At 51.8% G+C, this 25,670-nt stretch carries 25 protein-coding genes and 4 tRNA genes; 12 read left to right on the forward strand and 17 right to left on the reverse strand.

Features of this window, described 5'->3' with window-relative positions; genetic code table 11:
- The coding region (locus A7E48_RS02660) for an IS3 family transposase (RefSeq protein ID WP_141669339.1) at positions 1–401 on the forward strand (401 nt) is incomplete at its 5' end.
- 97 nt (positions 402–498) lie between these two features.
- On the opposite strand, the gene A7E48_RS02665 is transcribed toward A7E48_RS02660, so the two are convergent.
- The 3 genes from A7E48_RS02665 to A7E48_RS02675 all read right to left on the reverse strand — a co-directional run bounded on the left by A7E48_RS02665 (position 499) and on the right by A7E48_RS02675 (position 3,343).
- Entirely contained in the window at positions 499–1,644 is a 1,146-nt protein-coding gene (locus A7E48_RS02665; protein ID WP_068169108.1) for a folate-binding protein YgfZ, read from the reverse strand.
- Positions 1,644–2,336 (reverse strand): FABP family protein, encoded by a 693-nt coding sequence (locus A7E48_RS02670; protein ID WP_068169111.1) that lies wholly within the window; start codon positions 2,334–2,336, stop codon positions 1,644–1,646. Before A7E48_RS02670 ends, A7E48_RS02665 begins: the two co-directional genes overlap by 1 nt.
- Positions 2,337–2,614: 278 nt before the next feature.
- Positions 2,615–3,343: a hypothetical protein gene (locus tag A7E48_RS02675; RefSeq protein ID WP_083147147.1), complete on the reverse strand. Its 729-nt coding sequence runs from the start codon at positions 3,341–3,343 to the stop codon at positions 2,615–2,617.
- A gap of 174 nt (positions 3,344–3,517) precedes the next feature.
- Between A7E48_RS02675 and A7E48_RS02680 the strand changes: the two genes are divergently transcribed.
- The 8 genes from A7E48_RS02680 (at position 3,518) to A7E48_RS11550 (ending at position 12,037) form a co-directional block, all read left to right on the forward strand.
- Complete coding sequence (locus A7E48_RS02680) at positions 3,518–4,210, forward strand: response regulator transcription factor (RefSeq protein WP_068169116.1); 693 nt, start codon at positions 3,518–3,520, stop codon at positions 4,208–4,210.
- Positions 4,211–4,327: 117 nt separating this feature from the next.
- Positions 4,328–5,365: a mycothiol synthase gene (mshD, locus tag A7E48_RS02685; protein WP_068169118.1), complete on the forward strand. Its 1,038-nt coding sequence runs from the start codon at positions 4,328–4,330 to the stop codon at positions 5,363–5,365.
- 30 nt (positions 5,366–5,395) lie between these two features.
- Positions 5,396–7,636 (forward strand): RNA degradosome polyphosphate kinase, encoded by a 2,241-nt coding sequence (locus A7E48_RS02690; RefSeq protein WP_068169122.1) that lies wholly within the window; start codon positions 5,396–5,398, stop codon positions 7,634–7,636.
- A 127-nt stretch (positions 7,637–7,763) separates the two neighbouring features.
- Positions 7,764–8,759, forward strand: a complete 996-nt coding sequence (locus A7E48_RS02695) for an NUDIX hydrolase (protein ID WP_083147149.1) — start codon at positions 7,764–7,766, stop codon at positions 8,757–8,759.
- 166 nt (positions 8,760–8,925) lie between these two features.
- Complete coding sequence (locus A7E48_RS02700; protein ID WP_068169125.1) at positions 8,926–9,750, forward strand: thymidylate synthase; 825 nt, start codon at positions 8,926–8,928, stop codon at positions 9,748–9,750.
- A 12-nt stretch (positions 9,751–9,762) separates the two neighbouring features.
- Complete coding sequence (locus A7E48_RS02705; RefSeq protein ID WP_068169127.1) at positions 9,763–10,341, forward strand: dihydrofolate reductase; 579 nt, start codon at positions 9,763–9,765, stop codon at positions 10,339–10,341.
- 100 nt (positions 10,342–10,441) lie between these two features.
- Positions 10,442–11,581, forward strand: coding sequence for an aspartate-semialdehyde dehydrogenase (gene asd / locus A7E48_RS02710; protein WP_068169130.1), 1,140 nt, complete (start codon positions 10,442–10,444; stop codon positions 11,579–11,581).
- Between the two features lie 18 nt (positions 11,582–11,599).
- Entirely contained in the window at positions 11,600–12,037 is a 438-nt protein-coding gene (locus A7E48_RS11550) for a GntR family transcriptional regulator (RefSeq protein WP_083147150.1), read from the forward strand.
- 1 nt (position 12,038) lies between these two features.
- Here the strand turns inward: A7E48_RS11550 and A7E48_RS02720 are convergent, their stop codons facing one another.
- From A7E48_RS02720 to A7E48_RS02740, 5 genes are all read right to left on the reverse strand, one after another.
- A complete protein-coding gene (locus tag A7E48_RS02720; RefSeq protein WP_068169136.1) occupies positions 12,039–12,440 on the reverse strand; it encodes a PGPGW domain-containing protein in 402 nt (133 codons plus the stop codon).
- A 91-nt stretch (positions 12,441–12,531) separates the two neighbouring features.
- Positions 12,532–13,626 (reverse strand): UDP-N-acetylmuramate dehydrogenase, encoded by a 1,095-nt coding sequence (locus A7E48_RS02725; RefSeq protein ID WP_068169139.1) that lies wholly within the window; start codon positions 13,624–13,626, stop codon positions 12,532–12,534.
- A gap of 60 nt (positions 13,627–13,686) precedes the next feature.
- Positions 13,687–14,994: an MFS transporter gene (locus A7E48_RS02730; protein WP_068169143.1), complete on the reverse strand. Its 1,308-nt coding sequence runs from the start codon at positions 14,992–14,994 to the stop codon at positions 13,687–13,689.
- Positions 14,995–15,099: 105 nt separating this feature from the next.
- Positions 15,100–15,570: a MaoC family dehydratase gene (locus tag A7E48_RS02735; protein WP_068169146.1), complete on the reverse strand. Its 471-nt coding sequence runs from the start codon at positions 15,568–15,570 to the stop codon at positions 15,100–15,102.
- Positions 15,570–16,028, reverse strand: a complete 459-nt coding sequence (locus tag A7E48_RS02740) for a MaoC family dehydratase N-terminal domain-containing protein (protein ID WP_068169149.1) — start codon at positions 16,026–16,028, stop codon at positions 15,570–15,572. The genes A7E48_RS02735 and A7E48_RS02740 overlap by 1 nt, the downstream gene beginning before the upstream one ends.
- A 94-nt stretch (positions 16,029–16,122) precedes the next feature.
- Here A7E48_RS02740 and A7E48_RS02745 point away from each other — a divergent pair, with 94 nt between their 5' ends.
- Entirely contained in the window at positions 16,123–17,421 is a 1,299-nt protein-coding gene (locus A7E48_RS02745; protein ID WP_068169153.1) for an Nramp family divalent metal transporter, read from the forward strand.
- A gap of 100 nt (positions 17,422–17,521) precedes the next feature.
- Here A7E48_RS02745 and A7E48_RS02750 read toward each other — a convergent pair.
- From A7E48_RS02750 to A7E48_RS02770, 5 genes are all read right to left on the reverse strand, one after another.
- Positions 17,522–17,593 (reverse strand) — tRNA-Thr (locus tag A7E48_RS02750).
- Between the two features lies 1 nt (position 17,594).
- A tRNA-Met gene (locus A7E48_RS02755) sits at positions 17,595–17,668 on the reverse strand.
- Between the two features lie 39 nt (positions 17,669–17,707).
- Positions 17,708–17,779 (reverse strand) — tRNA-Thr (locus A7E48_RS02760).
- A gap of 161 nt (positions 17,780–17,940) precedes the next feature.
- Positions 17,941–19,905 (reverse strand): DEAD/DEAH box helicase, encoded by a 1,965-nt coding sequence (locus A7E48_RS02765; protein WP_083147151.1) that lies wholly within the window; start codon positions 19,903–19,905, stop codon positions 17,941–17,943.
- A gap of 362 nt (positions 19,906–20,267) precedes the next feature.
- Positions 20,268–21,881, reverse strand: a complete 1,614-nt coding sequence (locus A7E48_RS02770; RefSeq protein ID WP_068169155.1) for a DUF2079 domain-containing protein — start codon at positions 21,879–21,881, stop codon at positions 20,268–20,270.
- Between the two features lie 110 nt (positions 21,882–21,991).
- Here A7E48_RS02770 and A7E48_RS02775 point away from each other — a divergent pair, with 110 nt between their 5' ends.
- On the forward strand, positions 21,992–22,999 hold the full coding sequence (locus A7E48_RS02775; RefSeq protein ID WP_068169157.1) for a DNA-3-methyladenine glycosylase: 1,008 nt from the start codon (positions 21,992–21,994) through the stop codon (positions 22,997–22,999).
- Between the two features lie 71 nt (positions 23,000–23,070).
- Here the strand turns inward: A7E48_RS02775 and trxA are convergent, their stop codons facing one another.
- From trxA to A7E48_RS02790, 3 genes are all read right to left on the reverse strand, one after another.
- Entirely contained in the window at positions 23,071–23,454 is a 384-nt protein-coding gene (trxA, locus tag A7E48_RS02780; RefSeq protein WP_068169160.1) for a thioredoxin, read from the reverse strand.
- Between the two features lie 117 nt (positions 23,455–23,571).
- Positions 23,572–23,656 (reverse strand) — tRNA-Tyr (locus A7E48_RS02785).
- A 111-nt stretch (positions 23,657–23,767) separates the two neighbouring features.
- A complete protein-coding gene (locus A7E48_RS02790) occupies positions 23,768–24,016 on the reverse strand; it encodes a hypothetical protein (protein WP_068169163.1) in 249 nt (82 codons plus the stop codon).
- Positions 24,017–24,203: 187 nt separating this feature from the next.
- Here A7E48_RS02790 and A7E48_RS02795 point away from each other — a divergent pair, with 187 nt between their 5' ends.
- On the forward strand, positions 24,204–24,695 hold the full coding sequence (locus A7E48_RS02795) for a YajQ family cyclic di-GMP-binding protein (protein ID WP_068169165.1): 492 nt from the start codon (positions 24,204–24,206) through the stop codon (positions 24,693–24,695).
- An 80-nt stretch (positions 24,696–24,775) separates the two neighbouring features.
- On the opposite strand, the gene htpX is transcribed toward A7E48_RS02795, so the two are convergent.
- Positions 24,776–25,666, reverse strand: a complete 891-nt coding sequence (htpX, locus tag A7E48_RS02800; protein WP_068169178.1) for a zinc metalloprotease HtpX — start codon at positions 25,664–25,666, stop codon at positions 24,776–24,778.
- Between the last annotated feature and the right edge of the window lie 4 nt (positions 25,667–25,670).

Below are 25,670 nucleotides of genomic sequence, written 5' to 3' on the forward strand. Positions count from 1 at the left end.
TCGTGTCGTACAGCATTTCAACCTCACCGAATACGGCGTTTACGTCGCAATCTTTACGCGATGCCATCGCGCAAGAATCACCAGATAAAGGTTTGCTTGTACATACCGACCAAGGATTCCAATATCAACATTCCAGCTGGCGCACACTCATCACAGCTATCGGTGGCACACAATCGATGTCAAGGAAAGGAAACTGTTACGACAATGCGGTAATGGAAAACTTCTTCGGACACCTCAAATCAGAGATGTACCACGGGGAATCATTCACCAGTCTGGAGACGTTCTACCACGCAATTGATGACTACATCCGTTGGTACAACCATGAACGCATCCAAAAACGACTCAAGGGCCTGACTCCGATGCAATACCGGAACCAGACCCTAAAGCCTCTAACCGCCTAGAATAAAACCAGTCCAACTTTCGGGGGCCAGTTCAAAAGTAGGGGGCTTCTTTTCTCAATGGATATGGAGCCTTCTCGAAAAGGATTCTCAGAGGACGTTACCCGCGGAAGAAATTTCCCATATCGCGCCGCCCAGCAACCTGCCCGGCGTCGGGAGAAACGATGACGGTCTGTGTAGCAGCGTACTGGACGGAAGGCGTTGAGGAGTCGTCCTCGCGTGGCTCATCTACCACCGATAGCACTGCCGCTGGATCCACGTTGCGTTTGATAACCGCCAAAGCAATCGGCCCGGCTTCCCAGTGTTGTGCCACCGACGTCACCTTGCCTACTTTCTTGGTACCCACGTAAACGCTGGCCCCAACTTCCGGCAGGGTGTGCTCTGAACCATCGAGGTCTAAGAACACCAGGCGGCGAGGCGGGTGACCCAGGTTATGCACGCGCGCAACCGTCTCCTGCCCCTTGTAGCATCCCTTTTCAAGGTGAACCGCAGTACGCATCAAATCGAGCTCATGAGGAATAGTTTTCTCGTCTACCTCATTTCCATAGCGAGGGCGCCAGGCTTCAATACGCAGAGCTTCTGCAGCCCACATTCCAGAGAGGGAAACTTCGGGGGCAATGTCGAGCAAATCTGCCAGCGGAATGATGGAGAAGAAGCGACGCAAACCCTGCCCCGGATGTTCACCGGGGTCAATCTCGGTATAGGCGGTACCGCCAGCAACCACTCCGGGCCAGGGATCACTGAAAATCAGCGCTTTCTGCAATGCTTTTGGAGCCTTTTCCGAAGTGCGCGGATCGTCGAAGGAAACCAAAATTCCATACTCTGCAGAAACGTTCTCAATGTCCACGCGCAACATAAATTTCATGGAGTTCAAGAACGCAGCGAGATCCTCGCCCTGCCCCGATTCTGCGATGAGCCACAGCTTATCGCCATCTTCCACAGCAAAGGGCACAAATTCAACTCGCCCTTGCGCTGAGAGTAAGGTGAGCTCTCGCGAATCGCCGCGTCTCATGCCGTCCATAATCTGCGACGAAAGCGTGGTCATCCACGAATGCCGGTCAGGTCCGGAAACCGTTACGACGTCGAGATGCGAATAATCTGCCACCACAAACTTTTCAGCCCCCAGAATGAAACGGCGCTGTTCTTTGAGAGGCTCCCCGTAATGTGCTGCGACGCCGGCATCGACTCCTGATGCTTCAAAGACGCCGAATTTTTGCAGGAGGGGGCTCTTGAAATCTGCCACTATTATTCGCCCTTAGAGTCTGACTCTTGGTCAGGTTCAGTTGCCGAATCTATCTCAGTATTAAACAGGTGAGACCCTAAATCTAGTCCGTTCATTGAACCGGTCTTACGCAGTTCAGCTGATGCGTGCTTGTGAAGCTTGCCCTGCTCATCTGCAATCTCCCAGTCCCACATGAGATTGCCATTTACTAGACCCCACAGACGGACGGAACCCGCATAATCCTTGGAAATATCATCGCGCATCAGGTTTGCGGTCTGCATTCTTACTACGGGCCCCTTAATCAGACCGGTGTAGTTTTCGCTCATACCGCCGGGGTGGGAGATAGTAGCAATGAGGTTGAAGCCATCATCGCCGTTACGTAGCTTCTCTACCGACTCGGCGTCGGGTAAAACCGGAACTACATCTGCTGATTTCAGCCCCGGTCCGACGTCGCCGTCTTGCTGGGGGCGGTCAATCTGCCAGAAACCGGTTTCAACGGTGAGAGGGCGTAACTTGTTGCCTTCATCATCCAGAAGGAATGATTCAGCACGGTATTCGATAAAGGGAAGACCGTCTTGAGTGAAAGTAATAATCTGTCCGAAAGGAGTACCGTCTTCCCCCTCGTACCAGAGGGATCCGGTGCCCTCCCACTGGCCCAGTAACCAGGAGAAGGGAACAAGTTCAGGAGTTAGGTTAGTTGGAATTTCAATAGGCATATTAAAAGTCTAAAACCTTTCTCGCCTCCCACAGCAAGATTCTGTCTGCCAGCATAAAAATGCATCCTGCTCAATCCATAAATTGAGCAGGATGCATGAACGCATTCGGTACCTCCGCAAGAAGCCTCACCGCATTCTTGGGAGGAGGTTGATTTCAGGGACTTACTTCTGGCCCTTGAAGAGACCCATCAAAACGACAGCGATGCTACCGAAAATCATGACTCCGGCAAGTGCCAAAAGGCAAAGGAAGAAAATTTCTAGTGCTACTAACATGTGTTTTAGACTACCACGTGACTGATGAACAGGGCGATTAGATAACCCAAAACTCCAACAAAAGCTACCGGTGTTACGCCCAGGGTTATAGCACCGCGGCGAGGTCCTTCTTTAGGTCCTGCCGAAATCATCCGAATACCAAACGTTCCAAGTATTAAAGCGATTCCTACGCCAATACCAATCAGCAAACTGGAGCTCTGGCTGGCTCGGTAGAAATCTGCGAGCGCGACCCAGCCTGCAACGGATACAGCGGCGAGAACGCCTGTGATGCATGAAATAACCGATTCGAGGCGGCCGATGGCACCTTCGCCTCGGATAAGTTCAACAATGAAGCTAGCTACCACGCCCACGGCAGCAATAGTGGGTAAGAAAGTCAGGCGTTCAACTCCGGTATCAACGAGCGATACTGCAACGGCTGCTAATCCTGCACCTAGGATGATGCAGGAATGCGGTACCACGCGGTTGACGCGGCGTAGTTCAGCCACGCCGGTTGCTGCAGGCCAACCACCTGCGATAAACGCCACAGCCAATACACCGACGGCGGCAGTCAGAATAGGGTGAATAACTGTCGCAATGAGAAAGCTAATGAGGGTGAGCGTAGCTGCTGTTGCTACCAGTCGATACCGAGAAGAGCTCGTAGCACCGATTCGTCCAACACGGCCTTCGTAGACTATGCGATCACGGCGTTCTCGAAGCTGGGGCACGAAAGTCTCAAACCTGTGAGTTTTTGCCACGACGTTCTCTTTATTCACGAATGACCCTTGCTTTCGATGGACAGTATGCGTAGGTGCTCTACTTCTTCTCTATCTTTGCCTATGTTTAGCGAGTAATCCAACCTTAGAGCAGGTGGATTTCTATAAGATAGAAAAAACACCGCTGCGACAACAGAACAGAGAGGATTTTTGCAGATGCATCTTGTCCTCCTGTCCCCTGCCAAGCTACCTAATCCCGATTTTCTGCCCGCATTACAGCTCTTGAGTCATGAAACGGTATTGCTACCCCTTAATGCCTCCATTCAGGCAATTCAGGATAAAGGTTGTCAAGCGGGCATTATTGACGGCACCGACCGTCTCATGGAGGCTCGAAATGGTGCGCAGCTTATTCGGGCGGCTCTTCCGGATCTTCCTTTGCTGATGGTTCTTTCCGAGGGCGGGTTCGCCGCCGTCTCCCCTACGTGGCTGGTAGATGACATAGTGTTCGAGGCTGCAGGCCCTGCTGAATTAGAAGCGCGCTTGCGTATGTTACCTAGCGCACCAACCGAATCGCAGCAAGAGACTACCATTCGTTGCGGTGCCATCCTCATTGACGAAGCCTCATATACCGCTCGCATTAATGGACTTCCTCTAAACCTCACCTATAAAGAGTTTGAACTTCTCAAATTCTTTGCCCAAAATCCCAGTCGCGTTTTTACCAGAGCACAATTGCTCTCAGAGGTGTGGGGACACGATTACTTTGGAGGTACCCGCACGGTAGACGTCCATGTCCGCCGTCTTCGCGCCAAGTTAGGAACAGAGCACGAGCACTTAATCTCTACGGTGCGCAATGTGGGTTATAGTCTCGATACCTCGCGATCAGGAGCAGCTTCTAAAGATTTCAGTTAACTCCGTATGAATTATGCGCCGATGCTCTCGATTATTCTGCTAGATGAGACCATCAGCTCCTGAAGTAAGTCTGCTTTCGGTAGAGTAGATAAGGTACATTGCCTAGGAGGAATAACTGTGAGCGAAATAGAATCAGAGCAGACGTTCTCTATTCAGACCCTAAAATTGGATGCCACGAACGCAACCGCTTTCTTAGATTTTGCACGAACTATTTCGGCGCAGGATAGCACACCAGCGTTTTCAGAGCAGACGCTCGTTGAAGTACACAAGGCAATAAAGAATCCGCACATCGCAGATTCCCTGCTCTTGGCGCTCGCCGGAGAAAACGATGACGCTGAGTTCACAACGGAGAAACAAATTCTTGGTGCGGTAGTTGCCCTTCTCGATACAGAAAAAGACACTGCAACCATTGAAGGTGCTGTTGCCTCTACCCACCGTGGCCAGGGCATCGGAACGGAGTTGGCTCGTACCATCAACGAGGCTCTTTCCGAAACCCCTATTCAACTCTACAATTTGTGGGTTCATCAGATTCAGGGTGAGGATGCCTCAGGAGAGCGCAAAGCAGCAGAGCTTTTAGCTCGTTCTTTTGATTACTCACCGGTCAGGGAACTCCGCAAACTACAGCTATGGCTCACCGACGAGGTTCGCCAGAACATTGCCCGCGATCTAGGGCAGGCGCATCTTTCCGATGGCACGAAAATCGATACATTTAAGCCAGGTATGGACGACGCCGCATGGCTTTCAGCTAATGCGGAGGCATTTGCCAACCACCCCGAGCAGGGTTCCCTCACCGCCGAAGACCTCAACGAGCGAAAGAGCGCGGATTGGTTCCGCGCCGAGGGATTTTTTGTTGCCCGCGCAGATGAAGGGCTGGCAGGTTTTCACTGGACCAAAATCCCCTCCGACCAGGGCGAACTGACCGAAGGCGAAGTCTATGCTGTAGGAATTGTTCCCTCATGGCAGGGGAAGAAGTTAGGCAAAATTCTTACCCTCACAGGAATGGATTATCTCGCGCAGTTCGTCGACGAAGGGGGAAAGCCTCTCGACAAAATCGTTCTTTACGTGGATGCAGACAATACTGCAGCGGTTTCGCTCTATAAGTCACTTGGTTTCGTCGAAGAAACCGTAGACATCATGTACTCCCACCAGGCTTAAGTTTTTTATTTCAAGATAGGAAGGAACACTGTGAGCGCTGAAAAAACAGTAAATACAGAACCCAATGAACCCTCAGATCACTACCATATCGGCGGTGACATCACTAAGATTGAACGCGCTCAGACGCAGGGGGATCGCATTGAAGCGGTAGAGAAAGTCAAACTTCCCCATCTTTCCGGTGATTTCGGAACCGACCGTTTTCTCGACAGGGAAATCAGCTGGTTAGACTTCAATACCCGCGTTCTGGAGTTGGCTGAAGATCCCGATCTTTATTTGTTAGAGCGCCTCAATTTCCTGTCGATTGTAGGATCGAATCTTGATGAATTCTTTATGGTTCGCGTGGCGGGTCTACGCCGCCGTATTGCAACCGGTATCGCTGTTCCCTCTGCCGCAGGTATGACCCCCGATGAGCAGATGGAAGAAATCTCCGAATCAGCTCACCAGCTGATGGAGCGCCAGCATCGCTGTTTCCATGAGGAGGTTTTGCCTGCGCTCGAAAAGGAACAAATCCGCATTGTTAAATGGTCAGATTTGGAGGACGAAGCGAAAGCTCGCTTGACCTCTTTCTTCAGCGATGAGGTTTTCCCCATCTTGACCCCGCTGGCAGTCGATCCTGCGCACCCCTTTCCCTATATTTCGGGGCTCTCGCTCAATCTGGCAGTCGTTGTGCGTAACCCACAAACCGGTAAGGAGCTCTTTGCCCGTTTGAAGGTGCCCGATCAGCTTAACCGTATGATTTCTATCGACGGCTCACGAGCGGTGAATTCGCCGTCTCGGGAAGCCCGCTTCATTGCGCTCGAAGACGTCATCGCTCAGCACCTGGACATGATGTTCCCCGGCATGGAGGTGTTGGAAGTTCACGCTTTCCGCGTGACCCGTAATGAAGACCTCGAAGTTGAAGAGGACGACGCCGAAAATCTTCTGCAGGCATTGGAAAAGGAGCTTTTGCGCCGCCGTTTTGGGCCTCCGGTTCGTTTGGAAGTTGAAGATACCATCAACCCCAACGTTCTTGAACTACTCATTTCTGAGCTCAGCATTGAGGAGTCAGAGGTCTACCGCCTACCCGCTCCGTTGGATTTGCGTGGAATGGGCGCCATCGTTAACGCAAACCGCCCCGCCTTGCACTATCCCAAGCACATTGCGCATACCTCCCGATGGCTCAACGAGAACGAAACGTCTAAGGCCGCAAATGTCTTCGCGGCAACCCGCGCTCACGACGTTTTGCTCCATCACCCCTATGATTCATTTGCGACCAGCGTGCAAGCGTTTTTGGAACAGGCTGCTGCAGATCCAAACGTCATGGCTATCAAGCAGACTCTATATCGCACTTCTGGCGACTCCCCCATTGTCGATGCGCTGATTGAAGCTGCAGAAGCTGGTAAGCAGGTTTTGGCACTGGTAGAAATCAAAGCGCGCTTTGATGAGGAAGCCAACATCAAGTGGGCGCGTAAGCTCGAACGTGCTGGCGTGCATGTGGTCTACGGCATCGTCGGCTTGAAGACCCACTGTAAGCTTTCGCTGGTGGTTCGAAAAGAAGGCGATTCGCTACGCCGTTACTGCCATATCGGTACCGGTAACTACCACCCCTCAACTGCACGATTCTATGAGGATCTCGGTTTGCTCACCTGCGACCCGCAGATTACTGAGGACGTTTCCCGCCTGTTCAATCAGCTCTCGGGTTACGCTCCCAAAACCACCTACCGTTCATTGCTGGTAGCCCCACGCTCGATTCGATCCGGTTTGATTGATTACATCAATAAAGAAATCGAACACAGCATGGCAGGACGCAAGGCGAAGATTCAGATTAAATGCAACTCCATGGTGGATGAGGCAATTATCGATTCGCTCTACCGCGCCTCGCAGTCTGGTGTGGAAGTCAACGTAGTGGTTCGTGGCATCTGTGCTTTGCGCCCCGGTGTTCCCGGTCTTTCAGAGAATATCCGTGTGCGTTCTGTGCTGGGTAGGTTCTTGGAACACTCCCGTGTGTTCACCTTTGAAAATGCAGGGAACCCCAAGGTCTACATTGGTTCAGCAGATATGATGCACCGCAACCTTGATCGCCGTGTGGAGGCTCTGGTAAGTATCAAGGCACAGCGTAACCGCGAATATCTGCTGGATATGTTCGACCGCTACATGTCTAAGAAGACCTCAACATGGCACCTTGAGGCAGACGGTCATTGGGAGCGCCACAACAAGGACGATCAAGGAAACCGGTTAGTTGATATCCAGTCCTACTACTTGGAGTCTCGAGATAAGCGAAAGAGAAAATAGACTCTTTAGCCCACATCATGCCAGATAGCCTGTCCACGTTTTTACAGGCAGGTATCTAGCCATAGAATGTCCATGAACAAGATTTTGTTCATGGACATTCTTATTCTCGAAAAAGGTTCCGATATCCATGCCCAAGACGCCGGTTTATTCTGCTTTTCGTTACGATGGTGAATACTCAAAAATCCGCCGTGCTGTGCCCGATGTAGATGTTACGGCTGCTGGGTGCCTCATCTGGCGCTATGCCAAAGAGCGACTAGAGCTACTCATAATTCACCGACCCCATTACGATGACTGGTCCTGGCCAAAGGGCAAAGTCGATGACGGCGAAACTATCCCCGAAACCGCTATCCGTGAGGTTCGCGAAGAAGTTGGGCTCCACGTAACCCTCGGCGTCCCTCTGGCTGTCACCCATTACAAGGTCAAACACGGAACTAAAGATGTCTACTACTGGTCGGCACAGGTCGATCCCTCCACCAAACCCAAGGCAGACGGCGACGAAGTAGATAAACTTCGCTGGGTCACCCCGAAAGAAGCACGTCAGCTTCTCACCAATGCAACGGATACAGAGCCTCTCGATGCCCTCGAGAAACTCTGGAAAGACGGCGATCTCGCCACCCGTTCTGTCATTATTGTGCGCCATGCGAAAGCCAAGCCCCGCTCATCCTGGAGTGCGGCAGAAGGCGAGCGCCCACTAGCAGCTACCGGTAAACGTCAGGCTTTGGCGGTTTGCCGCCTGTTGCATGCCTGGATGCCGAAAAAAGTTTATTCTTCCCCCTGGATACGTTGTATGCAGACGGTTGCTAATTTTCAGAAGCAATCCGGCACACCTATCAAAACTAAGTCGCAGATAACTGAGGCAGCCCATAAGCGCCATCCCAAGCGAGCTGCGCGCGTCATCGAGCAGCTCTTCGAAAAAGATTACTCGGTGGCGCTGTGCACCCACCGCCCTGTGCTCCCTACTGTCCTGGATATTCTCCGAACACATGGAAACAAGCATCTTGCGGCGCAACTACCTACAGAAGACCCTTACCTGGTTCCCGGCGAAATGTTGGTGATGCAGATTTCTCGCCGCAACAACCACCGAATGATCTCTTTGGAGCAGATTCGCCCGTTTGGTGACTAGAGATTTATTCGCAGAGGGAATTACGACTTTTATTCGGCCCCGCGGTAAGCAAGCTGGCTGGGTCTGGCGTCAATCGCCTCAATGAGCGCTCGCGAATCCAGGCGAGAGGGATCGTTTGCTGATGCGATGCCGAATTAATGAAGCATTTTATGGCTAGGATGGAGACATGAATTCCTCTGTACCCACTCCTTACGAAGATTTGTTGTGCGAAGTCCTAGAACACGGGGACGATAAATCTGACCGCACCGGAACCGGCACCCGATCTGTTTTTGGTCGTCAGATGCGCTTTGATTTGAAAGATTCCTTCCCGCTTATCACGACCAAGCGAGTTCATTTCAAGTCGGTAGCTCTTGAGCTTCTGTGGTTTTTGCGCGGGGAATCTAACGTGAAGTGGTTGCAGGAGCGCGGTGTCAGTATCTGGGACGAATGGGCAGATGAGGACGGCGAGCTAGGTCCGGTTTACGGTGTTCAGTGGCGTTCTTGGCCTGCGGGACATGGGGAAACGATCGACCAAATAGCCAATGTCGTGAAATCGCTCAAAACTAACCCTGATTCTCGCCGCCATATCGTTTCTGCATGGAATCCAGCAGAAGTTGATTCGATGGCTTTGCCGCCGTGCCATGCGTTGTTCCAGTTCTATGTGAAGCATGTGGACGACGGTCCCGATGAGCTCTCGTGTCAGCTTTATCAGCGCAGTGCCGACATGTTCTTAGGGGTGCCCTTCAATATCGCCTCCTATGCGTTACTAACCTATATCATCGCTGAAGAAGTGGGAATGGTTCCCGGCGAATTCGTGTGGACCGGTGGAGACTGCCATATCTATTCCAATCATTTCGAGCAGGTAAAAGAGCAGCTCTCTCGCGAGCCCTACCCCTATCCTCGTTTGAATATCAAGAACAAGAAGCCTTCACTCGCTCAGTATGAGTTCGAGGATTTTGAGCTGGAGGATTACCAGCATCACCCCACTATCAAAGCACCGATTGCTGTATAGGAGTCTCTTACTATGTCTGACCTTCCCGTCCTTGGTGCCGTATGGGCGCAGTCGCTCAACGCCGTCATCGGCCGCGATGGAGGTATGCCCTGGTACGCCCCAGAAGACTTAGCTCATTTCAAAGAGGTAACGCTGGGTTCTCCGGTCATTATGGGGCGGAAAACGTGGGAGTCTTTCCCCGAGCAGTATCGCCCCCTTCCTGACCGTGAAAATTTTGTGGTTACTTCCCGTGTTGATCGGCCGGTGGCAGCCGATGGAGCGCTGTGGGTGCCGTCCTTCGATGTTGCCCTTCGGTTGGCTTGTGAGGGCGCCGAAAAAGTCTGGCTGATTGGCGGTTCTTCCCTCTTTTCGGCGGTGATTGATCGACATGATTTAGATGGAGTCCAAGGCTCTGCAATTACCGTGGTGGAGCGAACCGTGTTTGAAGGCGTTGTAGAAGGCGACTCGAACGCCCCTGACCTGGATGCACAGTGGCTTCTAGACTCAGCCACGGCCTACAAGACGAGCGATCGCGGTTGGATTCTGCCTCACTCAGACGGAGAGAAGAAGCCCTTATCGTTCCGCTTTGAGAGATGGACACGCGGCTCCTAAAACGGGCACGGTCCTGTTAAAACCTGCTGTGCCCTAAATCTTCGGTTTACTCTGTGAAATATGGCTGAATTCGTTCATCCTGTCCCGATAGACTGACACTATGACTTTTACATCCGGTGACTCAGTAGGTTTTGTTGGCTATCGCGGCATGGTTGGTTCTGTGCTGATGAAGCGCATGGTCGAAGAGGGCGATTTTAAAAACATAACCCCCGTCTTCTTCTCCACTTCCCAGGCAGGGCAACCTGCTCCTACTTTCAACGGTGAGCTCGACGAAAACATTCTGCAGGACGCCCGCGATCTTGAGACTCTTGCCCAGTTGCCGATTATCGTTACCGCTCAGGGTGGTGACTATACTAAGGAAGTTCATCCCAGGCTCCGCGAACGTGGGTGGGATGGTATCTGGATTGATGCTGCCTCCACTTTGCGGATGAATGACGATTCCGTGATTGTTCTTGACCCCATCAATCGCGACGTCATTGACCGGGGGCTTGATTCGGGTATCAAAGATTTCATTGGTGGTAACTGCACGGTATCGTGCTTGCTCATGGGTCTTGGCGGCCTGTTCAAGCAGGGTTTGGTTGAATGGGGCACATCGATGACTTACCAGGCCGCATCCGGTGGTGGAGCGCGTCATATGCGCGAAGTTCTCCAGGGCTTTGGCGATTTATCAGGCGTGGTGAGCTCCGAGCTTGCAGACCCGGCATCGGCAATTCTAGAAATCGACCGCAAGGTGCTCGAACTACAACGCTCCGGAGAATTAGAAACTACTCAGTTTGGCGTGCCGCTATCGGGTTCGCTCATTCCCTGGATCGACGCCGATTTAGGAAACGGTCAGTCCAAAGAAGAGTGGAAAGCCGATGCCGAATCCAACAAGATTTTGGGACTAGAAGGCGAGGACCGCGTCATATTAGATGGTCTATGCGTACGTATTGCCACGATGCGCTCCCATTCACAGGCGCTCACTCTCAAGCTCACCGAGGACCTTTCAGTTTCTGAAATTGAGAAGATTATCGATGAAGACAATGAGTGGTCCAAGGTTGTTCCTAACGAGAAGGAAGCCTCGATGAATGATTTGACCCCCGTAGCGGCGTCGGGCTCTCTCACCATCCCCGTGGGACGTATTCGTAAGATGGCTATGGGGCCACAGTACATCAGTGCCTTCACCGTAGGCGATCAGCTACTATGGGGAGCTGCTGAGCCTGTGCGCCGTATGCTTAAGATTGCTACCGGAACTCTGTAACCCGAAAGAGCTTTTACTATGCCTTCACTAGATGTGCCCTCGCATGACGTGCGAGCCCAACCTAAGCACGCTGAATTTTGCGAGGGTATTTCTGGTCTTATCCCTGCGGTGGATAAGAACTCAGACGTGCCCCCTTATTCGCAGATTCGACGCGCGGTGATTGTAGCCCGCGCCGCTGGCAACTTACAGCCAGGTGACCGTCTACCTCCTATGCGGATGCTAGCTCAGCAACTTGGTCTTGCCGTCAATACTGTTGCGAAAGCTTACAAGGAACTCGAAGCGGCAGGAGCCATCGAGACGCACGGGCGGGCAGGTAGTTTTATCACCGCGATGGATTCAACCTCACAGAAAAAGCACGAATTAACCAGCCGTTATATAGCATCCATGCGGAAACTAGGGTTGGAAGATGCTGAGATACTCGAAGTTTGTACCCACGAGCTGGGGCTGGATCACTAACTTAGGGGTGTTCGTGGTAGTGCTCTCCCGTGGGGCAGAAATGATTCTGCCGACCAAATTTTAGCCACCGAGCATTCTGCTTCTTCTGGTTGCGTTTCTCGGCTTGAGTCGTAATTTCACGCCAGATATTGAGCACTTTCGCCTTGCCCCAGGTATTGAGTCGGTGCGCCCAATGAAATTCTGTGCCCCACAGCCCCATTCCAAGAAAAATGAAGAGCCAGCCCGGACCAGGGGTGACCAGCATAACGAGCCCTGCTACGAGCAACAGGAAACCTAGAGTAATGACCAGCAAGCGGTAGAACATGAGCAATAGCAGGTGGTGCGCCATAAAAGTGCGCATGCGAGCCATGGCTCCGTGTAAGCGCCCGGATTCGCTTCCAGCTATCTCCCGGTCTAAAGCCATGTGTTCCCCTCACCCTTGCCGGCTAAAACAAACTGATTCTCAGAGAACCGTGCACCACAGAATGCATCTGTGATGCGCGGTTTATGTGCTTCTACAGAGAAGTTCCAACGATGACCGGCTCGGGTTCCATCTGGATGCCGAATGCCTTCTTCACACCATCCTGAACTGAGCTGGCGATGGCGAGCAAATCTGAGCAGCTTGCTTCACCTCGATTAGTGATAGCCAAGGTGTGTTTGGTGGAAAGGGAGGCGCGACCGTCGGCAATTCCTCGGCTCTCACCCTCTAAACCAAATCCTTTGTCAAAGCCAGCGTGCTGAATGAGCCAGCCGGCGCTGAGTTTAGTTTTACCTTCGATAACGTTCTGGCCGCTGGCATCGGTGACCGGAAAACGCGGGGCGTCCTCTGGCAAACTATCCAACTCATCTGAATCAACAATGGGGTTGGTAAAGAACGAGCCGGTGGAATATGTATCTCTGTCTTCAGTGTCAAGCACCATCCCCTTGGAGGCGCGAAGCTTCAGCACGGTATCGCGAACTAGTTGCGAGTTCGCACGCTGGCCCACCTCGACGTCGAGTTGCCGGGCAAGTTCGCCGTAGCGGATAGGGGCTGAGAGAGTTCCAAGAGTGAATTGGAAGTCAACGCTGAGCACCACATAACGAGGTGAACCATTAACAGTGTTTTGCTTGAGAATAGAATCTCGATACCCAAATTTGAGGTCTGCTAGAGCAAAAGTCTTACGGGCATTCTTCTGTCGATCCCATGTATGCACCTGAGAAATCGTTTGGGATACTTCAGCGCCATAAGCGCCTACGTTTTGCACCGGGGTAGCACCAACGGTGCCGGGAATGCCTGAGAGGGCTTCTATACCTACCCATTCATTTTCAATAGCATGAGCTACGAATGCATCCCACTGGTGCCCTGCCTGAACTCGAATATTAGCCCCACCGCACTGAGGAACACCCAGATCTTCAATGCCGTGAGAGGCGATATGAACTACGGTGCCGTCATATCCTGCATCAGCAACTAAGATATTCGAACCACCGCCCACAATCAGCAGGTTCTCGCTTTGGCGATCCGCCGCAGATACGGCGTCGATAATTTCTTGTTCGGTGGTAGCTCGCACATAGTTGCGAGCTGCTCCGCCTACAGCGGCGGTAGTGATGTCTTTGAGATGCATAGTAGTCACCTTTTTAGTTTAGCTTCTGCTCATTGCGCTCAGGCACGCTCGTCTATCAGCGAAGAAACGCTATTTCTTATCCACCTGCGAAAGCGCACCTGTTTCTGGAGTAATCACGGGGTTCATGCTGGTCTGTGGATCATAAGTCGATACGTTAGTGGTACGCTCGCTCAGAATTTCGCGCTGGGACGATGGCTGAAGATGGCGGGTGAGAAAGAGTGAGATAACGATAAACACCAGCACAGCCAGGAGGGCGTTACGGATGCCCCAGTGCTCGCCAAGCAAGCCCAACGCAGGAGGTCCGCCAAGGAATGCGGCGTAGCCAATGGTAGAAACTACGGAAACTCGAATTGCAGCCTTCATTGGATCATCAGATGCTGCTGACATACCCGTGGGGAATCCCAGGGAAGCGCCCAGCCCCCAGATGAACAGACCAATGAAGCCCAGCGGCACGTTCGGCGCAAAAATAAACACCGCTAGTCCAATAATCGCCATCGAACAGGTCACGCGTAGAACCTTCACACGTCCAAACTTATTCAGCAGACCAGTACCCATGAAACGACCGGTCATCATAGCGATAACAAAGAACGTGTATCCCAGCGAACCAACTGTCTTATCCGCACCGTAATCGTGGGTAAGAGCAAGCGCCACCCAGTCGTTGGCAGAACCCTCAGCCAGCGCCATGCCCAGCACAAAAATGCCAATAAAAATGGTGTGCTTGTCGCGCCAAGCATCCCGCACCCGGTAGGAACCAACCTGGGAGAGCGCCTGAGTGTCGTCCTGCCCGTAGTTCTCGCTGTGGCACCCGCGCAATGCCCACAACACGGTGGCGAAAATAATGACGGCAAAATAAATCATGTGCCACATGAAAGATACGCCCAAGCGGGTGTCCAAGGTACCCAGCCCCGCGCCTATCACCGTGCCGATGGAAAAGAATCCATGCATAATCGGGGTAACGAATCGACCGAGTGCTCGCTCTGCTGAAACACCCTGCACATTAGCTGCCACATTTGAAGAAGCCATGCCAACGCCATCGAGCACGAGCCCCAGAACAGCTAGCGGAATGCTCGATATCGAAACGGCGATACCGACCAGCGCAATTCCCGCACAGGCAAGGGAATACCCCAGAATAAGAGTTTTTCGTGATCCTATCTTGCTGACCAGATAGCCAGAGAACGTCACTGAGGAAAAAGAACCAACGGTCATACCCAAGAGCAGCATACCCATCGGTCCGGCGGAGAGGTTAAGACCGGTGGAGACATCAGGGAGTCGCGCAAGAAGGGACGAGGTCAAAAGTCCGCTGGCAAAAAATATTGCAAGGACAGCTCTGTACCACGTCTTAATTTCCTGCTGATCCAGTTTCTCTACCCTTGCCATAACTCCCTTTCAGCACGGAAAACATATAGTGTGCGCAGACACAAGACTTTTCCAGTTTAAAGATGCCTCCGGCTGTGATTCCATTTTCGTGAGTAGTTCCACACGCTAATGGGCGAAAGCAACCACAGCTTGAGCTTTCACCAGCACTTTTTGGAGATTCCCCTCGATGTCAGGGGCAGAGACGGTGAGATCAATTCGAGCGGTCTGGGCTTCGGCGTCAAGAGCGCCAATTTTGCCCGATACATTAAGCTGGTTGCCACCGGTTGCCGGATTCTCAGCGCCCTCAGCATCAGGTACGATGACGGGCTTGGTGAAACGGGTCTGATAATCAACGATTGCCCCGGGATCCCCCACCCAATCGGTTACTAGCTGTACCGCAACTCCCATGGTGAACATGCCGTGGGCGATGACGCCGGGAAGTCCGACAGCCTGGGCGAATCGTTCATTCCAGTGAATTGGGTTGAAGTCGCCAGAAGCCCCCGCGTAGCGAATAAGATCGGCGCGAGTCACCGAAATCGTACGAGAACCGATTTCTTGACCTTTTTCTAGCTCAGCAAAATTAATAGATAGTGCCATTAGTCTTCTCCTCGAACTAAGAGAGAGGAGACGCAGGTAGCCACAGCTTCTCCCCCGACGGTAGTAATTTCTTCGCGAGTGATGAGCATAGCGCCAGGACCCATGGTACGTACGTTATCTACGTGAACTTCAGTTGTGAGTTCGTCACCAGCCACGATAGGTCGATGATTGGTGAAACGCTGGTCAGCGTGAACCACACGAGAGAAATCGATTCCTGAATCGGGATCTTCGATGAGCGCAGCATCCGCCCTTTGCGCCAGAATAATGGCAAAGGTCGGGGGAGCAACGACGTCGGCGTATCCAGCTGCTTGCGCCGCGTCTACTTCGAAATGGATGGGGTGGGTAGCCTTTACAGCGCTAGCAAACTCGCGGATTCGCTCCCGTCCTACTTGGAATACCTCATCAGAAGTAAATACTTTCCCGACGATTTGGGGATTAATAGTTTTGGTCTCAGACATAATAAAAGTCTAACGGAAGGTTTATTCTGCCTCATCTTTCCTACGTGATATGGGACACTTAGTGCAAGTAATTCTCACTATCCCTGGAGAACACATGAACCGCACGCCCCATGAGAAGTTTCCACCGCATCTCGTTGACCCCAACGAGCCGGTAGATACAGCCCGCAAATATAAAATTATCGGCCCCGGACTCGTCGTTGCCGCCACAGGAATTGGCGCACCCGATTTAGTTGCCACCCTTGTAGCTGGTTCAAAATATGGGTACGCACTCCTATGGACGGTCGTCATAGGCGTCATTATGAAAATCGTCTTGGTCGAAGGCGCCGGCAGGTACAGTCTTGCCACCGGACGTACCATCTTTGAAGGATGGCGCACTCTCGGCCCCTGGACCACCTGGTATTTTGGCCCCTACATCCTGATTTGGGGCTTTGTTTACGGAGCCACTGGGATGTCGGCGGCCGCTATGCCGCTTGCTGTGCTCTTTCCCGCCCTTCCACTGTGGGCATGGGCCATCATCATGGGGCTCTCAGGGTTCGTGATTGTTTGGCTGGGTAAATACAGCGTGGTAGAGAAAATAACCGCCGTCCTGGTGGGACTCATGTTCCTGCTCATTGTAGGTTTAGCTATCTACACCATCCCGAACCTACCCGACCTATTTCGCGGTCTCATTCCCATGATTCCCGGCGGAAGCGTCACCTACACTCTTGCGCTAGCCGGTAGTGTTGGCGGCACCATCACTCTCGCGGCCTACGGGTACTGGCTACGCGAAAAAGGGTGGTACAGCCCCAAGTTTATGCGGGTCATGCAGCTTGATAACACCGTAGCTTACGTCATCTCCGGCATATTCGTAGCAGCAACTTTCGTGCTCGGCGTAGAAGTGCTCTATTCTGCAGGACTAGCAGTATCCTCTAGCGATAAAGGGCTCCTTGATCTCGCCGATATTCTCAAGGATCGTTACGGTGTGGTAATTGGAAATCTCTTTCTGATAGGTTTCTGGGCTGCCTCCTACTCCTCCATTATCGGAGTCTGGTCAGGAGTCTCGCTCATGTTTGCGGACTTCTGGGGCAACATCCGCCGCAAGCCTACGAATCACCCCGATACCCTCACCGGTGGAAAATACTTTAAGTTTTACGTACTGTGGCTTACTTTCCCGCCCATGATTCTTTTTCTCATGGATCGCCCCATTTTCCTCATTCTCCTCTACGGAGTACTAGGGGCGCTTTTCATGCCTTTCCTTGCCGTCACTCTCCTCTGGATTCTCAACACCAAACGAGTACCAGAGAGATGGCGCAATGGCTGGTTCACCAACAGCATTCTAACTATCTGTGCTGTACTCTTTATTTCTCTGGGAATCTACCAATGCACTGAAGCAATTGTGAGGATTCTCAACTAAATCTAGCTATCCCCGGCATTGAAAAGTTAAAAACGCAAAGAGACCCAGCAGGAAAACCTGCTGGGTCTCTTATGAATAAAATATTTGAAAATATAAGCTGAGCCCCGACCGGGAATCGATCCCGGGACCTCCATCTTACCAAGATGGCGCTCTACCACTGAGCTATCGGGGCGTAGCGGTGGACGGGCTCGATCCGTCGACCTCACGATTATGAGTCGTGCGCTCTAACCAGCTGAGCTACACCGCCATGCAATCACTAAAATTATTCAATTTTGGCTCTTGCGAGAGCCCCGACCGGGAATCGATCCCGGGACCTCCATCTTACCAAGATGGCGCTCTACCACTGAGCTATCGGGGCAACAGAGAATACTCTACAGGACGCCCTAAAGGGGGTGCAAATTCTTGCAGAATATTTTCAGGTGTTCTACACCACCTCAATAAAGAAGGGGAGGAATCCACAGATTCCTCCCCTTCTTTAGAATGCTCCAAGCCTAAACTTCAAAGGCTGGATTATTCTTTTTAGTACTTGTTCGAGCGCTTCTTGAAGCCACCGTCACGGCCACCACCACGGCGGTCATCGCGATCACGATCGCCCCCGCGGAATCCGCCGCCACGGCGATCGTCGTTGAAACGCTTCTTGAAACCATCACGGTCTCCGCCGCGTCCACCATTGAAGCGACGTCCGCCGCGTCCACCATTTCCGCTACCCTTGGGGCCGCGGTCACGCTGGATGTTCAAGAACTCACCGTTTAGTTCGGTGTTTTCCAAGCGGTCGAAGAAATCACGGGGAAGATCTTCAGGCAAACCAACAATGGTGAAATGCGGGCGAATATCAATGGAACCAACCTGTGATCCTTTGATGCCACCTTCATTAGTCAAGGCTCCCACAATCATGCCGGGGTTAACACGATTCTTGTGTCCAACCTGCAACTTGTAGTTAACCATGCCCTCTTCTTGACGGCGGGGCTTGCGCTCACGGCTGCCATCCCGGTCGCCGCGGTCTCCACGATCGTCGCGGTTACGGCCCTTGGGCTCAGGAATATCTTCTACGAAGAAGGGGCGACCCTCCTGAGCAATCACAGCAATAGCAGCCGCGATTTCCAAAGGATCAACATCATGCTCATTTTGGTAGCTGGTAATGATGTCACGGAACAGTGAGAGATCTTCGGTCTCAATAGTGTCCGTAATCTGCTGAGCGAAACGAGATTTACGATTCTCGTTTACATCAGCAACAGAAGGCATATGCATCTGTTCAACCTGCTGACGGGTTGCCTTCTCGATTTGGCGCAACATGTACTTCTCACGGGGAGTCATGAAGAGAATTGCTTCACCTTCACGGCCCGCACGGCCGGTACGGCCAATGCGGTGAACGTAAGATTCGGTGTCATGAGGAATATCGAAGTTCACGACCAAGGAGATACGCTCCACGTCAAGACCGCGAGCTGCGACGTCGGTAGCAATCAAAATATCAATACGGCCATCGCGCAACGAATCAACGGTACGCTCACGCAACTGCTGAGGAATATCACCGTTAATAGCTGCTGCCTGGTAACCGCGAGCCTTCAGCTTTTCAGCGAGCTCTTCAGTTTCCTTCTTGGTACGAACGAAGGCGATAACGCCATCGTAGTTACCTACTTCGAGCACACGGGTCATCGCATCAAGCTTGTACGAGTGCATGACCTGAATGTAGCGCTGACGAATGTTAGGAGCGGTAGAAGTCTTAGACTTTACGCGAACCTCGGCAGGATCGTTAAGGTACTGCTCTGCGATCTTGCGGATGGTCTTGGGCATGGTAGCCGAGAACAGAGCAACCTGCTTGGAATCGGGAGTCTGGCTGAGAATTTCCTCGACGTCATCGGCAAAGCCCATGCGGAGCATTTCATCAGCTTCGTCCAATACCAAGTACTGCAGGTTCGAAAGGTCCAAAGACCCCTTCTTGAGGTGGTCGATCACACGACCTGGAGTCCCCACAACAATCTGAGCACCGCGGCGTAAACCGTTGAGCTGAGGACCGTAAGGTGAGCCACCGTAAATAGGAAGAACGGTCACGTTTTCCATATGGGTAGCAAAAGAAGTGAATGCTTCTGCGCCCTGAAGCGCGAGTTCACGAGTAGGTGCAAGAACAAGCACCTGAGTGTCTTTGGTGTGTCCGTTGATGTCTGCCAGTTCAGCCAAACGAGACAGTGCGGGAAGAGCGAATGCTGCGGTCTTGCCGGTGCCGGTCTGTGCTAGACCAACGACGTCGCGGCCGCCCAAAAGCAAAGGAATGGTCTGCTCCTGAATGGGTGAGGGCTTTTCGTAACCGATGTCTTCAAGAGCTGAAAGCACACGGGCGTCCAGACCAAGATCGGTGAAGCGTGTGCCTTCTTCTTCAGCAGATGCTGAAACGGTCTGAGCTTCGTTGTTAGGTGCAGTATTTTCTGCGGGTTCGATGAATTCAATACCTGCTGAAGCAGAGTTATCTTTAGTCAATTTATTCCTCATCGCATGGGATCGGCGCACCAAGTAACTCGGTGCTTTTCTCCGGTGATCCCCCTGTGCTCGCCTCAAGGTGGGTGGGCCATCTTCGGTGGGCGCCACCTCATCTGCACCGCGGTGCAAAATACTCACACTCATCTTAGGAAAGAATTCTGTAAGCGGTAAAAGGTTTGCGCTCTTTGAGCGAGCTATTCTCTTCGTCTTCTGAAGTATCTGACTTCAAAAGGAAACTGATTTCAGCGCCTGTTTTCAGTCGGTCGGCGCAACCATCGGTGTCTAGGGAAACCGGTAATGTACTTTCCCTACCTTACAGTACGTTTGACGTTAATGGGGTCGCTGGTGACACAACCTACAATGAGGGCAAGCGACTAAAGGTCCGTACGCTTCATAACGGATATTGTGCCGAAGGTTCTAACGGTGAAGTAGGTTGCATTGAATCTTTCACTGGCATAGCCCGCGGGATTCTGCGGGGAATTATTGCCCCATGCAGCCCCCATGGAATCAATGACGACGTAGTCAGGAGCTGGTTTACCCTCATGCCCAATCCAGTAGACGGTTCGGTCAGGCACCAGGTATGTGAGGATCGAAAGGTCCGAAGCAACGGTGACCCCCTGGGGTACGGCATTCACTGCCTGCTGTTTTGCCTGATCAACTGCAGATAGTTCTGTAGTAGCAAACCGGGGGTTTGCCAGCTCTTTGAGGGGCTGGAAAGGCAGAAGGACGAGCGCAACTCCGCATGCGGCAGCTGCTACCGTGCGTCGAAAGATTGGCAGAGAAACTCCTCGCCCCATCCGGCTCAAAAAAGCAGGAGGGGTTGCAAGGACATCCACAAGCGCCATCGTAACGATTGGCATGAGAACCAAAGAATAGTGCCACGTTGATTCCCAGTAGCCCTCATTCGGTGAGAGAAGTCGCCAGCAAAGAGTGGGCAAGGCGATAATCGCCAACGGGGATAGCACCCAGAGAAGTACACCGACAGCAAAAAGCAGTAGCAAAGAGAAAGTCTTTGTCCATGGGTAGAACAGGGTTGCAAAGGCTTGCAGCGGGTCCCCGAGGGCGGCGGCAAAATCTACCTTATCTGCGTAATCGAACTGACCGGCAGTGTTAAAAAAGGGAAGAATGAGTGCAACCGCGGCTGCCGACCAGCTAATTCCCCATACGACAGTGAGAAAAGACTCAAGAACAGCCGGTGAAGTAATGGCAGAAGATGCCACTTTTTGAAAACGGCGGCTGAACGGCTCCACCGGCTGCGCATCATCAGATCGGGCTGCGGCATGAGGGAACAGATTGTTCCATCCTCCCCGGAGCCATCCGGTGCGCAACAATGCCACAATCCCTATCATCGCCACGGTAATTCCCATGTCTTCTTTGACAAAAACAAGCGGCAAAGCCCATAGCAGAGCACGGCGTATACGCGGAGCTCGCTCTGGTTCCCGAGCTGCCAACACCAAATTTCCCAAAGAAAGTACGAAAAAGGGTAGCGCAAAAGCGACTTCGTGAAATTGAACAGACACCGCCTGCTGGATGCCGAAGCTGAGCCCAAAAGCAATCGTCAGAAGGAAAGCAGACAGCTTTCCACAACCTTGCTGAGCAAACCGGCACAGCAAAAATACAGCTACCGCGATTAGCCCATTCTGCACATAAAGCAGAGTCTGTGGGCTGGGAAAAAAATAATAGAACGGAGTGAGAAGCACCAAAATAGGGTGAAAGTGATCTCCCCAAAGATTGAAACCATGACCTTTAATCGGCACAATCGGCGCCTGAGCACGGGCATAGTTTTGGGCAAGCTGAGTAAATATCCCTAAATCCCACGAAGGAGTCACAAAGTGGCGGTACTGAAAAAATGAATACACGCTATAGAGAGCGAAAAAGGCTAGCGCTAGGACGAAAGCTAACAGGCGAGAGCCAGGCGAATTTTGGCGTTGAGATGGGGAGAGACGCGACGATACCTCTGCGCTATCTCGCTTGAAAAAAACGCCCATCTCCAACCTCTCATTCATCTAGTACTTCAGAATTACACTGTTCGCTACAACCGTGAGTCAATTTCTATCCCTACGCTACCTTGCAGGTACTCACATGCGAAAATAAAGGTGTGTACTCTGTTTCTATTACGCCTCCGTTTCCCATCAGTTTGGCAAGCGTCGTCGCACCGTGGCGTCGAGGAATTTCAGATCCTCTCGCTCAGGCAGGAACCAGACCAGACCGAACCGGAGCAACGACGTATTGGGCCACCACCCGATCCGGACAAACCGATATACTCCTGCGCTTTCACCAAGAAAAAGGTACAGCTCGCAGTTTGAGAGAAAAATATCTGGCTCCCATCCATATTCGGTTATGGGCACCTCGTACACCCCAATCACCAGAGGATATCGAAAATTTACTGGCGCAACTCCCCCGCTGGGTAGGCACCGAAGATAACTGGAGAGAATTTCAAAAATCCCCTCAATGGAATGCGCTCCCTGAAACGCTTATTCGTGCCCACCAAGAGCATCCCGGAGTACGACTGGGCGCTACCGGCGAGATCTTCAAAAACACCGTTGCTTCTATTACAGAACAACGGGTCACCGGCATCGAAGCTATGGGCGGACTACGCGCCATCCTTCGGCAAACGGCGTCTGCAGCACCCCAAACAGGACTACCCGACCAGCCCCGGGGAATGCTTTTCTTTCCCTCACCTCAAACTTTGGCGTCTCTTCCTTCGTGGATATGGCACAGGGCCGGTTACGATCGCGCACGCGCCGATACCATCGTCTCTTTTGCCCAACGGGCTGAAAGCATCGAGCGACTTGCTCAGAAAGCGACTGCCGATCAACTTTCTGTTGCTCTTTCCAGCATCCGAGGCATTGGCCCCTGGACCATCGCGGAGGTACTGCAACGAACTCATGGCCACCCCGACGCAATTAGCGTGGGAGATTTCCATTTAGCCCACCACGTAGGTTGGGTATTTGAAGGTCAACGCGCTACCGACGAACAAATGGTCAGGCTGCTAGCACCTTTTAGTGGCAATAGAAATCGAGTAGTAGCTCTCATCAAAGTTGCAGGCATTCAAGAACCTCGACGAGCACCCCGTTACAGCCCCCAAGACCACCGCAGCCATTAACAAAGTATCGGAGGCAGCATACGCTACCTCCGATACTTCAACATATTTTCAGGAACTAACCTCTCAGCAAACTATGCCTGCTGGTTACCTTCTTCTTTCTGCGCTTCTTCAACTTGCTTGCGCACTTCGTCCATATCCAATTCACGAACTGCAGAAATAACCTGCTCGAACTGCGAGCTGTTCAATGCACCGGGCTGCGAGAAAACAAGAATGCCCTCGCGGAATGCCATCAAAGTAGGAATCGAGGTAATACCTGCAGCAGCAGCGAGCTCCTGCTGATCTTCAGTATCAACCTTTCCAAAAGTGATGTCTTGATGCTTCTCCGATGCTTCTTCATATACAGGTGAGAACTGCTTGCAAGGACCGCACCAGTCAGCCCAGAAATCCAAGAACATGATGTCGCTGTCTTGGACTGTTTGATTCAAATTTTCTTGAGTAATTTCTTGTGTAGACATACCTCAAACCCTACCTGGCACAGCTTCAAGTTCCAACTCATTTATGCTCACGATGAAGCCAAATAACTCTCGAACTTAAAACAAAAAGTCTCGATCTGTTTTCAGATCGAGACTCATTGGTGGCAGATGAGGGATTCGAACCCCCGTAGGCAGTGCCAGCTGATTTACAGTCAGCCCCCTTTGGCCGCTCGGGTAATCTGCCGAGACCAAAAACTGGTACTCTATTCGCATGAGCGAACGAGATAACATTACCGAACATTTTCCAAAAACCAAAATCGAATGCGAGGATTGTGACTAATACAACCCCTCCTGCTTAGGTCACTACCAAATTTTGCGATCTTACCATCTGCTCTTCGCCCAGCCATGTGACAAAATTTTGCGCATAAACGATGGCCTGCTCCGCAGTGCACAAACCGCTTTTTACTTCATGCAAAATATCCCGTTGGACTCCAACGAAACGCTCTCGTGCCATCGGATCCTCGAGACTCTCTCCTAAACGAGAAATCTCCAGCTCCGCGTCTCTCAGCGATGTTGCTTGCAGACTGCGATTTTTATTACTCATGCTTTAAGTCTTCAACTCAAAGATGAACTCTAGCTGAGAAATCGGTCACATCTTTATAACAATTTTTCCCCACCCATTTTCTGGGCCCGCTAGGCTACATCCAAGGAACCCTATAATTTAGTAGGTACATAGCTCTTCTACAAGAGCACAAGAAATTTTCCCTTACCACCACCATCTGAGGAGAAACATGGCTAGCGAATCATCATTTGATGTTGTTTCAAAAGTAGACAAGCAAGAAGTATCAAACGCTTTGAATCAGGCTTCCAAAGAAGTAGAGCAGCGTTACGACTTTCGCGGAGTGGGCGCATCCATCGATTTCTCCGGTGAAAAAATTATGATTAAAGCCAATGCAGAAGAGCGCGCTCAAGCTGTCCTGGATGTTTTCCAGTCCAAGCTCGTCAAGCGTGGTATTTCTTTGAAGTCATTGGAGGCGGGTGACCCTTACCCCTCCGGCAAGGAAACTCGCATTGAGTGCTCCATCAAAGAAGGTATCGCTCAGGATCAGGCAAAGAAAATCACTAAACTGATTCGCGATGAAGGACCCAAAGGCGTCAAAGCAACCATCCAGGGAGACGAACTACGAGTATCTTCCAAATCGCGTGACGACCTCCAGGACGTCATCGCGCTCTTGAAGAGCTCAGAACTTGACGTTGACCTCCAATTCGTCAACTACCGCTAAGCACCACTTTACGGTTCATAAAGAAGGACGGCGCCTCCGGCGTCGTCCTTCTTTAGTTCAAAAGCGGTAAATCTTTAATTTTACAGCTGCCCCATTGCCCGAGCTTGGTTCTCTAGACGGGCGATACGATCCTCCATCGGAGGGTGAGTGGACATCAACTTTTGCATGTCCCGACCACGGAATGGGTTGGCAATCATCATAGCGGCGGTAGAGACTACTTTTTGATCGTTAGCAGGCAAAGGATAACGAGTATTGCCGTCCTGCAATTTGTGTAATGCCGACGCCAATGCCAACGGGTCCCCCGTCAATTCAGCGCCGTCCTGATCTGCATCGTATTCCCGGGTTCGACTAATTGCCATTTGAATTATTCCCGTTGCAATTGGTGCCAAGAAAGACATCAATATGGCTACCAGAACGTTGCCACCACCGCCCTCTCGATTATTACCACCAAAGAGACCGGCGAATCCCAGCACCTGAGCAATCGACGTAATGACAGCTGCAATTGCTGAAGCAACTGAACTTGTAAGAATATCGCGGTTATACACGTGCATCAGCTCGTGCCCCAGAACCCCGCGCATTTCGCGCTCATCTAAGAGTTGCAAGATTCCTTCGGTAGCGCAGACAGCCGCATTTTGAGGATTACGGCCGGTTGCAAAAGCGTTAGGAGTCAAGGACGGAGCTACATACAGCCGTGGCATGGGCTGGTTGGCTTTAGCAGAAAGCTCCTCAACAATTTGATAAAGTCCCGGAACCTGCTCCCTGGTGACAGGGTAAGCATTCATAGAGCGAATAGCGATTTTATCGGAATTCCAATAAGAATATGCCACCATACCTACGCTGATGAGGGCAAAGAGATAGATAAACAAGCTGCTCCGCGTCAGACCGGCGAGCACCGCGCCGATAAGAAGCAGAACTCCAACCATTCCGCCTAATAGCAAAGTGGTCTTCAAACCATTCTGATGATTGTGCATATTC

The organism is Rothia sp. ND6WE1A (genome assembly GCF_001683935.1).
In the GTDB taxonomy this organism is placed as follows: Bacteria; Actinomycetota; Actinomycetes; order Actinomycetales; family Micrococcaceae; genus Rothia; species Rothia amarae.